The organism is Aureimonas endophytica, assembly GCF_014642635.1.
Taxonomy (GTDB): domain Bacteria; phylum Pseudomonadota; class Alphaproteobacteria; order Rhizobiales; family Rhizobiaceae; genus Plantimonas; species Plantimonas endophytica.
In genome coordinates, this window is record NZ_BMIQ01000006.1 from 213,048 (window position 1) to 225,665 (window position 12,618).

Annotated in this window: 15 protein-coding genes and 1 pseudogene; 7 read left to right on the forward strand and 9 right to left on the reverse strand. The window is 68.3% G+C overall.

The window, feature by feature from the left end:
- Nucleotides 1–175 precede the first annotated feature (175 nt).
- From IEY14_RS18590 to moaB, 3 genes are read left to right on the forward strand one after another with little or no spacing between them, the layout of a single operon-like run.
- On the forward strand, nucleotides 176–2,011 hold the full coding sequence (locus IEY14_RS18590; RefSeq protein WP_188911436.1) for a tetratricopeptide repeat protein: 1,836 nt from the start codon (nucleotides 176–178) through the stop codon (nucleotides 2,009–2,011).
- Nucleotides 2,012–2,040: 29 nt separating this feature from the next.
- Nucleotides 2,041–2,940 carry a 4-(cytidine 5'-diphospho)-2-C-methyl-D-erythritol kinase gene (locus tag IEY14_RS18595; RefSeq protein WP_188911438.1) on the forward strand — a complete coding sequence of 300 codons (900 nt, stop codon included), beginning with the start codon at nucleotides 2,041–2,043 and terminating at the stop codon, nucleotides 2,938–2,940.
- On the forward strand, nucleotides 2,937–3,479 hold the full coding sequence (moaB, locus tag IEY14_RS18600; RefSeq protein WP_188911176.1) for a molybdenum cofactor biosynthesis protein B: 543 nt from the start codon (nucleotides 2,937–2,939) through the stop codon (nucleotides 3,477–3,479). The genes IEY14_RS18595 and moaB overlap by 4 nt, the downstream gene beginning before the upstream one ends.
- Before the next feature lie 13 nt (nucleotides 3,480–3,492).
- Here moaB and IEY14_RS18605 read toward each other — a convergent pair whose 3' ends face one another.
- The 4 genes from IEY14_RS18605 to IEY14_RS18620 form a co-directional block, all read right to left on the reverse strand.
- The gene (locus tag IEY14_RS18605) at nucleotides 3,493–4,113 is read right to left on the reverse strand and encodes an ATP-dependent Clp protease proteolytic subunit (RefSeq protein ID WP_188911178.1); all 621 of its coding nucleotides are present in this window, start codon (nucleotides 4,111–4,113) and stop codon (nucleotides 3,493–3,495) included.
- Nucleotides 4,114–4,155: 42 nt separating this feature from the next.
- The gene (locus IEY14_RS18610; protein ID WP_188911180.1) at nucleotides 4,156–4,512 is read right to left on the reverse strand and encodes an SRPBCC family protein; all 357 of its coding nucleotides are present in this window, start codon (nucleotides 4,510–4,512) and stop codon (nucleotides 4,156–4,158) included.
- Nucleotides 4,509–4,823, reverse strand: coding sequence for an ArsR/SmtB family transcription factor (locus IEY14_RS18615; RefSeq protein ID WP_188911181.1), 315 nt, complete (start codon nucleotides 4,821–4,823; stop codon nucleotides 4,509–4,511). Before IEY14_RS18615 ends, IEY14_RS18610 begins: the two co-directional genes overlap by 4 nt.
- Before the next feature lie 64 nt (nucleotides 4,824–4,887).
- Nucleotides 4,888–5,382 carry a ribosomal maturation YjgA family protein gene (locus IEY14_RS18620; protein ID WP_244639571.1) on the reverse strand — a complete coding sequence of 165 codons (495 nt, stop codon included), beginning with the start codon at nucleotides 5,380–5,382 and terminating at the stop codon, nucleotides 4,888–4,890.
- 8 nt (nucleotides 5,383–5,390) lie between these two features.
- Here IEY14_RS18620 and IEY14_RS18625 point away from each other — a divergent pair.
- A pseudogene (locus IEY14_RS18625) lies at nucleotides 5,391–6,263 on the forward strand (DUF817 domain-containing protein).
- Nucleotides 6,264–6,429: 166 nt separating this feature from the next.
- Nucleotides 6,430–7,449, forward strand: a complete 1,020-nt coding sequence (locus IEY14_RS18630) for a phosphoribosylaminoimidazolesuccinocarboxamide synthase (RefSeq protein ID WP_188911183.1) — start codon at nucleotides 6,430–6,432, stop codon at nucleotides 7,447–7,449.
- 130 nt (nucleotides 7,450–7,579) lie between these two features.
- Here IEY14_RS18630 and IEY14_RS18635 read toward each other — a convergent pair whose 3' ends face one another.
- The gene (locus IEY14_RS18635) at nucleotides 7,580–8,098 is read right to left on the reverse strand and encodes a glycosyltransferase family protein (protein ID WP_188911185.1); all 519 of its coding nucleotides are present in this window, start codon (nucleotides 8,096–8,098) and stop codon (nucleotides 7,580–7,582) included.
- 153 nt (nucleotides 8,099–8,251) lie between these two features.
- On the opposite strand from IEY14_RS18635, the gene IEY14_RS18640 reads away from it, so the two are divergent.
- Together IEY14_RS18640 and rnhB are read left to right on the forward strand one after the other, a co-directional pair.
- Entirely contained in the window at nucleotides 8,252–9,406 is a 1,155-nt protein-coding gene (locus IEY14_RS18640; RefSeq protein ID WP_188911187.1) for a PA0069 family radical SAM protein, read from the forward strand.
- Nucleotides 9,407–9,674: 268 nt separating this feature from the next.
- Nucleotides 9,675–10,352 carry a ribonuclease HII gene (rnhB, locus tag IEY14_RS18645; protein ID WP_188911442.1) on the forward strand — a complete coding sequence of 226 codons (678 nt, stop codon included), beginning with the start codon at nucleotides 9,675–9,677 and terminating at the stop codon, nucleotides 10,350–10,352.
- A 45-nt stretch (nucleotides 10,353–10,397) separates the two neighbouring features.
- Here rnhB and IEY14_RS18650 read toward each other — a convergent pair whose 3' ends face one another.
- From IEY14_RS18650 to IEY14_RS18665, 4 genes are all read right to left on the reverse strand, one after another.
- A complete protein-coding gene (locus tag IEY14_RS18650) occupies nucleotides 10,398–10,877 on the reverse strand; it encodes a F0F1 ATP synthase subunit B family protein (RefSeq protein ID WP_188911189.1) in 480 nt (159 codons plus the stop codon).
- A 12-nt stretch (nucleotides 10,878–10,889) separates the two neighbouring features.
- The gene (locus tag IEY14_RS18655) at nucleotides 10,890–11,492 is read right to left on the reverse strand and encodes a F0F1 ATP synthase subunit B (protein WP_188911191.1); all 603 of its coding nucleotides are present in this window, start codon (nucleotides 11,490–11,492) and stop codon (nucleotides 10,890–10,892) included.
- Between the two features lie 76 nt (nucleotides 11,493–11,568).
- Complete coding sequence (locus IEY14_RS18660; protein WP_188911193.1) at nucleotides 11,569–11,796, reverse strand: F0F1 ATP synthase subunit C; 228 nt, start codon at nucleotides 11,794–11,796, stop codon at nucleotides 11,569–11,571.
- Nucleotides 11,797–11,859: 63 nt separating this feature from the next.
- Nucleotides 11,860–12,618, reverse strand: coding sequence for a F0F1 ATP synthase subunit A (locus IEY14_RS18665; protein ID WP_244639573.1), 759 nt, complete (start codon nucleotides 12,616–12,618; stop codon nucleotides 11,860–11,862).

A 12,618-nucleotide genomic window follows, 5' to 3' on the forward strand; every position in this document is an offset into this window, starting at 1 on the left:
GATTCTTCGCCTGACCTAGCGACGCGCCCGGCCGCATTCTCGCCAATCGGGCGCGCCAGAAATCCGGCAGCGGGTGCCGGGCCGCCGCCATGCCGGCGGCCACGCCCCGGCGGCGCCTCGGTGCCCGCCGGAATGGGTGTTTTGCCAAGAGGAATGCCGCGTGCAGAAGACGCCGATGAGCCGGATCTCCTTCGCCCTCGCCCTGGCGGCGGCCGTCGCGCTGCCGGGCGCGAGCCTTGCCGCGCCGAGCGGCGAGGCGCCGAAAGCCGCCGAACGCCCGGCGCCGGGCATCGCCTCGCAGACCCTGTCGGGCGCCTATCTCGCGGCGAAATCGGCCCAGCTCGGCGGCGATCTCGACGCCGCCACCAGCTATTTCGAGGAGGCGCTGCGGATCGACCCGACGGCGCAGCTCCTGCAGCAGGACGCGATGTTCGCCTTTCTCGCGAACGGCCAGTTCGCCAAGGGCGTCGAGCTCGCGGCCAAGCTGCGCGACGACGCGGAGGCCGGCAAGGTGGCCCGCATCGCGCTCGGCATCGACGCGCTGGTCAAGGGCGACTGGGGCGGGGCGATCGAACAGCTCGACATTCTCGACCCGAGCGATCTCGACGCGCTGCTGCTCGGCCATCTCTCCGCCTGGGCCGACCAGGGCGCGGGCCGCACCAACGATGCGCTGTCGCGCATCGGCGACCTGAAGAAGGCGAGCTGGTATCCGGTCTTCAACAACTATCAGGCCGGCCTCGTCGCCTTCGTCGCCGGACGGCAGGATTCGGCGCGGCGCCTGCTCGGCAAGGTCGTGGAGGACCGCGGCAGCGCCCAGACCTCGCCGGACGCCTTCATGGGCGCCGTCGAGGCTCTCGCCCGCATCGACGCGCGCGCCGGCAAGAAGAAGGAGGCGCTCCAGACCATCAACAAGGGTCTGGCGCTTGCCGAGAACTACGAGCCGCTGGCCTTCCTGAAGTCGCAGATCGAGAAGGGCGTCGCGGTGGAGCCGCCCGTCACCTCCGTTCAGGAGGGCGCGGCCGAGACGCTCTACATCCTCGGCCAGGCGATCAATCGCGGCGAAGGCCAGCAGGTCGCCATCCTCTATTTCCAGCTCGCCCGCGCCCTCGACGCCCGCAATCCGCAGCTCCTCGTGGCGCTCGCCGGCATCGCCGAGCGCGCCAGCCGCTATGACGAGGCGATCAACTACTATCGCGACGTGCCGGAAAGCTCGGCGTTGCGCCGCACCGCCGATCTCCAGATCGGCCTCGATCTCTGGTCGGCCGGCCGCAAGGACGAGGCGAAGGCCCATCTCGAAAAGGCCGTCGCGACCTATCCCGACGATCTCCAGGCCTATCTCGCCTATGCCGACATCCTGTCCTCCTCGAAGGACTACAAGGCCATGGCCGATACGCTCGACAAGGCGGTGACGCTCGCCGCGCGCAGCAATCGGGAAACCTGGAACATCTACTATCAGCGCGGCATCGCCTTCGAGCGCATCAAGGAATGGCCGAAGGCGGAGGCCGATTTCCGCAAGGCGCTGAAGCTCTCGCCCAACCAGCCGCAGGTCCTCAACTATCTCGGCTATTCCTGGGTCGACATGAACCTGAATCTCGACGAGGGGCTGAAGTTCATCAAGACCGCCGTCGATCTGCGGCCGAACGACGGCTACATCGTCGATTCGCTCGGCTGGGCCTATTACCGCCTCGCCCGCTTCGACGACGCGGTGGAGCAGCTGGAGCGCGCCGTCCTGCTGAACCCCGCCGATCCGACGATCAACGACCATCTGGGCGATGCCTATTGGCAGGTCGGGCGCACGCGCGAGGCCCGTTTCCAGTGGCAGCGGGCGCTGGTCGGCGATCCGAAGCCCGAGCCGGCCGACATCGCCCGCATCGAGGCGAAGCTGAAGGACGGGCTGCCCGCCGCCGGCCGCAAGGCCGAGGCGACGGACAGCGCGCCGGTGCCCGCCCAGAACCGCGCCGAGACCGCGCCCGCCGCCGGCCACGGCGCCAAGCCCTCGAAGATCCGCTGAGCGCCGCGGCCGAGACCGCGCGCGAGCGGATCGCCCTGCCCGCCGGCGCGGTCCTCGCGCCGGCTAAGGTCAATCTCGCTCTCCATGTCACCGGACGGCGGCCGGACGGCTATCACATCCTGTCGAGCCTCGTCGCCTTCGCCTCCGGCGCGGCAGGCGACCGGCTGACGGCGCGCTCAGCCGCAGAGGACGCTCTCGACCTGACCGGCCCCTTTGCCGCCGCGCTGGCGGCGAGCCTGCCGGATGGCGGCGCGAACATCCTGGCGGAAACCCTGGCGCTCGCCCGCCGCGTCGCGGCCCGTCAGGACGCCGAGCTTCCGCCCCTTCATCTCGTTCTCGACAAGCGTCTGCCGATCGCCTCCGGCATCGGCGGCGGCTCGGCCGATGCCGCCGCCCTCCTCCGCCTCGTCGGCGAGGCCTGTCCGAGGCTCGCGGCCCCGCTCGCCGAGGCCGCGCTCGCGCTCGGCGCCGACGTGCCGATGTGCCTTGCCGGTCGTGCGGCGCGGATCGGCGGCATCGGCGAAAGCATCGAGCCGCTGCAAGACTTCCCGAGCGTCGCGGCGGTGCTGGTCAATCCGGGTGTGCCGGTCGCGACGCCGCTGGTCTTCGCCCGGCTGGAGCGCCGCGACAATCCGCCGATGCCGCCTCTGCCGAAGCTCGCCGATCTCGGCGCTTTGCTCGCCTATCTCGAAGACACGCGCAACGATCTGGAGCCGCCGGCGGTGGCGCTCGCCCCGGCGATCGGCGCGGCGCGCGCCGCCCTCGTTTCGGGTGGCGCCGGTTTCGCCCGCATGTCCGGCTCGGGCGCGACGGTCTTCGGCCTCTTCGGCGACGATGCGGCGGCCGCGCGCGCGGCGGCCGCGATCCGCGCCGCCGAGCCCGGCTGGTGGTGCGTCCCGACCCGGCTCGGGGAGGCACAGCCGGCATGAGCGAGCGCGCCTTCGTTCCCCTCGGCATCGCCGTCCTCACCATATCGGACAGCCGCAGTTTGGCGGAGGACCGGTCCGGCGCGACCCTCGCCGAGCGGATCGTCGCGGCCGGCCACCGGCTCGCCGACCGCCGCATCGTGCCGGACGACATTCCGGCGATCCGCGACACGGTGCTCGCCTGGTCGAAGGACGCGGCGATCGACGCGATCGTCACCACCGGCGGCACCGGCTTCACCGGCCGCGACGTGACGCCGGAGGCGCTGGAGCCTTTGTTCGAGAAGCGGATGGACGGCTTCTCAGCCGTCTTCCACCGCGTCTCCTTCGAGAAGATCGGCACCTCGACCATCCAGTCGCGGGCGACGGGCGGCGTCGTGAACGCCACCTTCGTCTTCGCCCTGCCCGGCTCGCCCGGCGCCTGCCGCGACGGCTGGGACCTGATCCTGAAGGACCAGCTCGACTACCGGCACAAGCCGTGCAACTTCGTCGAGATCATGCCGCGCCTCGACGAGCATCTGCGCCGCGAGGGCCGCGCCCTCTGATCGGGCGCGGGTGTCAGAGCGGACGGAGCGACGGCCCGATCTCGCGCCGGTCGATGATCCGGTCGATCAGCCCCCATTCCAAGGCTTCCTCCGCCGTCATGAAGCGGTCGCGGTCGAGCGTGCGCTCCACCTCGTCGTAGGAGCGCGCGCAATGCTCGGCATAGAGCCGGGTCATGCGGTGCTTGGTGCGGCGCATCTCGTCGGCATGGATCAGGAAATCCGAGGCCTGGCCCTGGAAGCCGCCGAGCGGCTGGTGGACATGGAGGCTGGCATTGGGCAGCGCCGCCCGGCAGCCCGGCTCGCCGCCCATCAGAAGGAACGAGCCCATCGAGCGGGCGGTGCCCATGCAGAGCGTGTGCACCGGGGCCGTCACGTAGCGCATCGTATCGTACATCGCGAGGCCGCTGGTGATCACGCCGCCATAGGAATTGATGTAGAGATAGATCGGCTTCTGCGGGTTCTCGGCTTCGAGGAACAGGAGCTGCGCGCAGACCAGCGCCGCGATCCCGTCATTCACCTCGCCATTGAGGAAGATGATCCGCTCGCGCAGCAGCCGCGAATAGATGTCGAAGGATCGCTCCCCCCGGCTCGACTGCTCGACCACCATGGGGACGAGTTGCATCGCTTCGCGCATCGGCGAACTCCCTGCCTGCAAAGATGTGAGGGTCGAGGCGGCTTAGGCGGCGCGCCGCGCGGCCGGCCGGTTGCCGTTCGCCGCCATGAGCGCCCGCCCGGCCCCGGCTTCGGCCAGCCGGTGGACGATGCGCAGATGCGTGCCGCCCACGGCATTGGGGGAAAGCTCGAAGGTGACGACGCTTTCCGCGAAGGGCATGTCGCGGTCCCGCAGCCGGTAGCACGCCTCGCGGCCGGGCGTCGCCGCGACCGGCTCCGGATCGGCGAGCACCGCCTCCGGCAGCCAGCGCTCGCGATAAGCCGGGATGCTGATCGCCCGCCAGACCTTGTCCGGCGCGGCATCGAGCTCGCATTCGAAGACGAGGGCGTCCTGGTCGGTCTCGGCGGTCGGCTCGGTCATTGATCCATGTCCTTCAAGACGTCCTGCAAGGCCGCAATCCGGGCGGGCCAGAAGGCGCGATATTTCCGCAGCCAGCCGAGGACGAGGAGCAGCCCTTCCGGATCGACCTCGTAGAGCACGAACCGCCCCTGCCGCTCCTCCCGCACCAGCCGCGCGGCGCGCAGCACCGCCAGATGCTGCGACATCGCCGGCTGGCTGATCGCCATGCCCTCGCGTAAGGCGCTGGCATGCGCCCCGCCCTCGGCGAGCTTCTCGAAGATCGCCCGGCGGGTCGGATCGGCCAGCGCCTTGAAGACCTCGTTCTCCATCATGGAAGACAGATAAGCAAATACTTATGCGATGCGCAAGCGTGGCGATGCGTTCGGCGGGTGGAATTCAGCGATGGGCCGCTCGAATGGAGAGAAAGCTCGCGCGATCCCAGGCAAGGGCGGCGCCGATACCCAATGCATAGGCAAGAATGTTCCAGGGCGAGAAGATGCGGCCGAATAGTAAGGCACCGGCCGTCGTCAGCCGAAAAGCGTCGAGCCAGGGAGCATGATAGAGGCGGAACAGTTCGACGGCGATGGCCGTGCCCATGGCGGCGGCGGCGTTGACCGTCCGCGGCCGGCGGGGAGCGAGAGCGGCCAGAAGCAAATAGACCATGCTGCCCCAAAGAAGGGAGCCGCCATATTTGACGATGAGGAAGGGCAAACCAAGCCGATAGCCGCCGATCCGCAAGGCGAGACCTGCCAGGATCACCGCGCAAGCCGCCGCGAGCCGCGAAAGGCGACGACGGTTCGTCGCATGAGGGCTGTGCGGTTTCGCCGAGGTTGCATTATGCTCCAGCGAATCTCGATCCATCCCGTCTTCCTTCGAGTTCGAACGGCTCACCCATTCCCATGTCCTCTTTCACCGGCCGGCGAGCCACTTTGCTGGAGACGATCGACCACGGCCTGCTTGTCACAGAGCCGCGCCCCGATCTTCGCGGCCTGCATCGCATCCTCGTCGAGTTGCTTTTCTTCGGACTGAAGGAGGCGCGAGCCTGCCTGTTCGCCGGACTCTTCTTCCTCGCGATCTTCATCGTCCCGCGCCACGGACTGTCGGGCATACCGCGCTACGATCTGCTGCTCGCGATCGCGCTCGCCATTCAGGGCTGGATGCTCTGGAGAGGTATCGAGACCTTAGACGAAGCGAAGACGGTTCTCCTGTTCCACATCGCCGGTTTCGGGCTCGAAGCCTTCAAGACGTCCGGCGCGATCCAGTCCTGGTCCTATGCCGATTTCGCCTAGACGAAACTCTTCGGCGTGCCGCTCTTCTCGGGTTTCATGTATGCGGCCGTCGGCTCCTACATCATCCAGGCTTGGCGTCTTCTGGATCTCAGGATTCGGCATCATCCGCCTTATAGGCTGGCCGTTGTCGTAGCGGTCGCGATCTATGCGAATTTCTTTCTGCACCACTATCTCGGCGATTATCGCTGGTACATCGCCGCCGCCGTGCTGGGGCTCTATGCCCGAACCACTGTCGTCTTCCGCCCTTACGACCGGGATCGACGCATGCCGCTCCTGGTCGGTTTCCTGCTCGTCGGCTTCTTTATCTGGCTGGCCGAGAATCTCAGCACGTTGTTCGGCATCTGGCGCTATCCGAGCCAGCTGCACCATTGGTCGCTCGTCCATCTCGGGAAATGGAGTTCATGGTCGCTTCTCGTCATCATGTCCTTCACGATCGTCGCCAATCTGAAGCATCTCAAGGAACGCATCCATATTCCCGAATAAGGCGCAGGCGAACGGGCCGGGCAGACGCGTAGCGATCGACCAGGCCTTCGAACGCCGCAAGGGATCGGCGGCAAGCCGAGACCATAGGGCCCACAGACCGAGCGAACATCCGATCCTGTGCAGAAATCCCGGCGCGGCGATTGCAATCCTTCGCCCAGAGGGTCTGATGGGACCGACTTCGACCCGTGAGCCAAAGCCCTTGCCGGACATCGCCGCCCTCGCCCCGCATGCCCATCAGGTCCTGAAGGAGGCCGAGATCGCCGGCCTGCCGAACCGCTATCGCGGCAAGGTGCGCGACAATTACGATCTGCCGGACGGCCGGCGCATCCTCGTCACCACCGACCGGATCAGCGCCTTCGACCGGCCGCTGGCCGTCATTCCGTTCAAGGGCGAGGTTCTGACGCGCATCGCGCGCTTCTGGTTCGAGCGGACGGAGGCGATCTGTCCGAACCATGTCCTCGCCTATCCGGACCCGAATGTCGTGGTCGGCCGCCGGCTCGACATCCTGCCGGTCGAGATCGTCGTGCGCGGCTATCTGGCGGGCACGACCTCGACCTCGATCCTCACCCGCTACCGGCAGGGCGCGCGCGAAGTCTACGGGCATCGCCTGCCGGACGGCCTGCGCCCCAACGAGGCGCTGCGGCAGGCGATCATCACGCCGACGACGAAGGCGGCGGATGGCGGGCATGACGAGCCGCTGACCGAGGCGATGATCCTCGACCAGAGCCTCCTCACCGCCGACCAATGGCACACCGTTTCCGAAGCCGCCCTCGCGCTCTTCGCCGAGGGCCAGAGGCTCGCGGCCGAGCGCGGCCTGATCCTGGCGGATACGAAATACGAGTTCGGCACCGATGCCGAGGGCCGGATCGTGCTCGCCGACGAGATCCACACGCCGGACAGCAGCCGCTACTGGTTCGCGGCGAGCTATGCCGAGCGCTTCGCGGCGGGCGAGCCACCGGAAAGCTTCGACAAGGACTTCGTGCGCAACTGGGTGGTGGCGCGCTGCGATCCCTATCGCGACCCGATCCCCGAAATCCCGGCCGAGGTGGTGCTGGAAGCGGCGGCGGTCTATCTGCGCGCCTTCGAGCTCATCACCGGCGAGACCTTCGTCCTGCCCGACCCGGCCGAAGACCCGCTCGACCGCGTGCGGCGCAATCTGGCCGGCTATCTGGGCATGGCTCTTTAAGTCGAAAGACTTCCGGGCTCCGTCGCCCATCCCGATAGACGCCGGCCTCTCGATTCCGCCTGTCCTGTCACCGATCGCTCGATAGGCCTTCTCGGACGGGCGGAAGGCGGCCGGCCGCTTCGCCTCGCTCTCAATGCGGGCGCGGCCGGATCGTCGCGGCGAGGCGGGTCGCCGCCACGCCCTTCGCCAGATCCGCCAGCGCCCTGCCCGGCCGCAGGCGCGCAAGCGCTTCCGTCTTCGGGAGCAGGAGCCCCAGCCGCAGCGCGCCCGGGCGCCGGAACAGCTGCGCGGCGAAGGCGCGCGCCCCCTGGCGCGGCGGCGCGAAGCGCGCGGCGCGCGGCATGGCGCCGGCCGCGACATCGCCGAGATGCGTCGCGATGGCCTCCACCCATTCGGGCGCGAGGCGGGCGCCGGGCTCCAGCAGCATCAGCCAGTCGCCCTTGGCGCCGGCGAGAAGCTCCGGCAGCGCGCCGGCCCCGGCGATCCGGCAGCCGGCATGATCGGCGACCTTCCGCGCCGCTGTGTCGAGGCCGCAATCGACCACCACGACCTCGCGGACCAGACCTTCGATCGCGCCGGGCACCAGCGTCGCGAGGCTCGCCCCGAGCGGAGAGGCCTCCGCGCCACATTCGATTATCACCGTGATCATATTACGCGCCCGGTGTGAGAGTTCCCAGATGCTTAGCCGAGCGCAGCGGCAACCGCCAGAACGAATGCGAATCAGTTTGTTCTTGTCTTGTTCTCAATCCTCGATTAGGTCTTATCCCCAAGAGAACGAATCGAGAATGCTGGGGGAAGACCCATGCAGGACGCCTTTGCCGCCGATCGCGCGGCCTTCGCCAGGGGACGCAAGGTCGGGATTCCGGAGGGCATCCCGGCCGGGACGCGCATCGCGCCGGAGCGCCGGCGCGGACGCGGCGCCGGGATCAATCCGACCGGCCGCTTCGAACCCTTCGCCCGCTCGCTGGAGGATGACGGCTGGGACGTCCTGGACGAGCTGCCGGCCTTCCGCACCGAAGTGCAGGTGGAGGCGCCGAAGACCATCATCACCCGCAATACGTCGCCCGACATCTCCTTCGACCGCTCGGTCAATCCCTATCGCGGCTGCGAGCATGGCTGCGTCTACTGCTTCGCGCGGCCGACCCATGCCTATATGGGCCTATCGGCCGGCCTCGATTTCGAGACCAAGCTCTTCGCCAAGCCCAATGCGGCGCAGTTGCTCGAGCGCGAGCTTTCCAAGTCCGGCTACGAGCCGCGCACCATCGCGATCGGCACCAATACCGATCCCTATCAGCCGATCGAGAAGGAGCGCGGCATCATGCGCCAGCTTCTCGAAGTGCTGGAAGCCGCGCAGCATCCGGTCGGCATCGTCACCAAGTCGGCGCTGGTGACGCGCGACATCGACATCCTGTCGCGCATGGCGGCCAAGGGCCTCGTCAAGGTCGCGATCTCGGTGACGACGCTCGACCGGCGCCTCGCCCGGGCGATGGAGCCGCGCGCCGCGACGCCGACGAAGCGCCTCGACGCGGTGAAGGCGCTGAACGCCGCCGGCATCCCGACCATGGTCATGACCGCGCCGATCATTCCGGGCCTGACCGACCACGAGATCGAGCGGCTGCTGGAAGCCGCCGCCGCCGCCGGGGCGCGCGAGGCCGGCTATGTGCTGCTCCGCCTGCCGCTGGAGGTCAGCCAGATCTTCAAGGACTGGCTGCTGCGCCACTATCCCGACCGCTACCGCCATGTGCTGACGCTGCTGCGCTCCATGCGCGAGGGCCGGGATTACGACGCCGAATGGGGCAAGCGCATGCGGGGCACCGGCCCCTATGCCTTCCAGATCAAGCGCCGCTTCGAGATCGCGGCGGGGCGGCTCGGCCTCAACGAGACGCGGCTGAAGCTGCGCACCGACCTCTTCCGGGCGCCGAAGCCCGAGGGCGGCGTGCAGCTCGCGCTGCTCTGACAGGTGGGGCGGACCTTCGGTAAGGGACCGATGACAAAGTCTCCTCGCATTTGAACCGCGACGCGCGGCCGATGCCATGGCATCGGAACGGTCCGAAGCATGGGACAGACGCGGGGGTTCGCCCCGTGACGACGAAGCGGCAGAGACCGTCGCCGCACCGTTCCGATCGGGCTCTCCGACCATCTCGGGTCGCACGCCGCGCTTTGGCTCGGCGCGGCGCGGTGCGGCCAGTGCTTGAGGAAGTGGTTCGGATGCGCCTATGTCGCGCATGGCTCGCCGACGCTCCGATTCCAACCCTTCGCTCTTCGATCCCGTCGCCGGCAAGCCGCGCGTCGCGCCTGACTTCGCCTTCGAGACGGAGCTTCGGGCACGCGGTGTGACGCTCGTCGCCGGGGTCGACGAGGCTGGACGCGGGCCCCTCGCTGGCCCTGTGGTCGCGGCGGCGGTGATTCTCGATCCGGCCTCGATGCCGGCCGGCCTGAACGATTCGAAGAAGCTGACGCAGCGCGCCCGAGAGCGTCTCTTCGCGGAGATCCTGGCGACGGCGACCGTCGGCGTCGCTTCGGCCGGGCCGGCCGAAATCGACCGGCTGAACATCCGCCGCGCCTCGCTCGCCGCGATGGTGCGGGCGGTCGAGGCGCTGGCCGCAGCGCCGGGACATTGCCTGATCGACGGCATCGACGTGCCGCCCGGCCTCCGCCTCCCGGCGACGCCGCTCGTCGCGGGCGACGCGCGCTCTCAGTCCATCGCCGCCGCCTCGATCGTCGCGAAGGTCTTGCGCGACCGGATGATGGTGCGGCTCGGCGCCCGCTTCCCCGCCTATGGTTTCGAGCGCCATATGGGCTACGGCACCAAGGCGCATCTCGATGCGATCCGGGCGCATGGCCCCTGCCCGCATCACCGCCGCTCCTTCGCGCCGATCAGAAACAGCGAAGCCGCCGGCTGACGCCGACGGCTCTTCATGCGTCGCGATGGATCGTCGGCGAACCGATCAGTGCAGCCGCTGCCGGATCTCGCCGAGCGACTGATCGACGAACCGGCCCGCCTCGCCCGAGGCTGCCTTTTCCGCCACGATCTTCGACGCGGCGGCGATCGCGAGATCGACGGCCGACGCCTTCACCTCGGCGATCGCCTCGGCCTCGGCCTGAGCGATCTTCGATTCCGCCATCTGCGTGCGGCGCGTCACATAGTCCTCGTTGCGCTGGCGGGCGTCTTCGAGAAGCGCCTGGGCCTCGCGCTGCGCCGCGGCGAGGATGTCCTTCGCCTCGCGCTCGGCTTCCTGGCTGCGGCGCTGATATTCGGCGAGCTGCTGCTTGGCCTCTTCCTTCAGCGCCCGGGCCTCGTCGAGCTCGCGGCGCACCCGCACCGCATGATCGTCGAGCGACTTGCCCATCTTCGGGAACGCCTTGGCGTACCAGATGAGGATGAAGAAGAGGACGAGGGCGATAAAGGCCCAGAATGTATTGTCCATGGAAGCCCTCCCTTAGCGGCGGACGCTGGCGACGGCGCCGGCCGCCTCTTCGCGGGACACGTCGAGCTTGGCGATGTCGGCGAGGATCGACTGCGTCACGTCCTCGGCGATCTGGCCGACCTCGGCGAGGGCGCGCGACTTGATATCGCCGATCCGGCTCTGCGCCGCCGCGAGCTTGGCGTCGAGATCGCCTTCGACCCGCTTGCGCTCCGCCTCGGCGCTGGCCTTGGCGCTGTCGCGCGCTTCGGCGGCGATGGCATGCGAGCGGCTGCGGGCCTCGGCCAGATTCTGCTCATAGGCGGCATGGGCCGCGTCGGCATCCGCCTTCATCTTGGCGGCGGCGTCGAGATCGGCGGTGACGCGATGGCGGCGGTCGCTGAGCGTGCCGCCGATCTGCGGCAGGATGCTCTTCTTCAGGACGAGGAAAAAGATGCCGAAGGTGATCGCCAGCCAGAGGATCTGCGACGGATAGAATTCGGAATTGAACGGGGGAAAGGCCCCCTCGTGCGGGACTTCGGTATGCGCGGCCCCTTCGCCATGCGCGACGGGCTCCGTTCCCGGAACGGCGTGCGGATCCGCGCTTTCAGTCTGCGCGAAGGCGGTGGAGACGAACATCAAAGACTCCCGGCTTAAAAAGGACCGGCGGACGTCGAGCGCCGCCGGTCACAGCATGGCATCGATCGCGGAACGATCAGACCGCGTAAAGCAGGAGCAGCGCGATCAGCAGCGAGAAGATGCCGAGCGCTTCCGTCACCGCGAAGCCGAAGATCAGGCGGCCGAACTGGCCGTCGGCGGCCGAGGGGTTGCGCAGCGCGCCAGCGAGATACTGGGCGAACATGTTGCCGAGGCCGAGGGCCGTGCCGGCCATGCCGAAGCAGGCGAGACCAGCGCCGATGTAGCGAGCAGCTTCCGCGTCCATGTGAACTCCTTCTTGGATCTGTGCGGTTGGTTTCCGCGCGGCCCGACAGAGCCGCGGAACGGTTTAGTGGTGAACGTGAACGGCGTCGTTCAGGTACATGCAGGTCAGGACGGCGAAGACATAGGCCTGCAGGAACGCCACCAGGAATTCCAGCGCCGTCAGGGCGACGGTCATCAGGAGGGGCAGCACCGAGCCGAAGACGCCGAGCGCGCCGAGGCTGGACAGCGACACCACGAAGCCGGCGAAGACCTTCAGCGTGATGTGGCCGGCCAGCATGTTGGCGAAGAGACGGACGGAGAGCGAAACCGGCCGGGACAGGAAGGACACGATCTCGATCACGACGACGAGCGGCAGCACGGCGGCCGGTACGCCCGAGGGCACGAAGAGCTTCAGCCAGCCGCGGCCGTGCTTCATGAAGCCGTAGACCACCACGGTGCCGATCACGAGCAGCGCCAGCATGAAGGTGACGATGAGATGGCTGGTGACGGTGAAGAAATACGGCACCATGCCGAAGAGGTTCGCGACCAGCACGAAGACGAAGAGGGCGAAGACGAAGGGGAAGAACTTCATGCCGGCGGCGCCGGCCGAATCGCGCAGCATGTTCGCCACGAATTCGTAGGAGATCTCGCTGACCGACTGCACGCGGGAGGGCACCAGCTCGCGGCCGCGCGTCGAGAAATACAGGAAGCCCAGCGCCACCGCCGCGGTGATCACCATGAACAGCGCGGAATTGGTGAAGGAGAAGTCAAGCCCGCCGATCTCGATCGGCACGATCCGCGAAAGCTGGAACTGATGGATCGGGTCGGTCGGATTCGCTGCCAA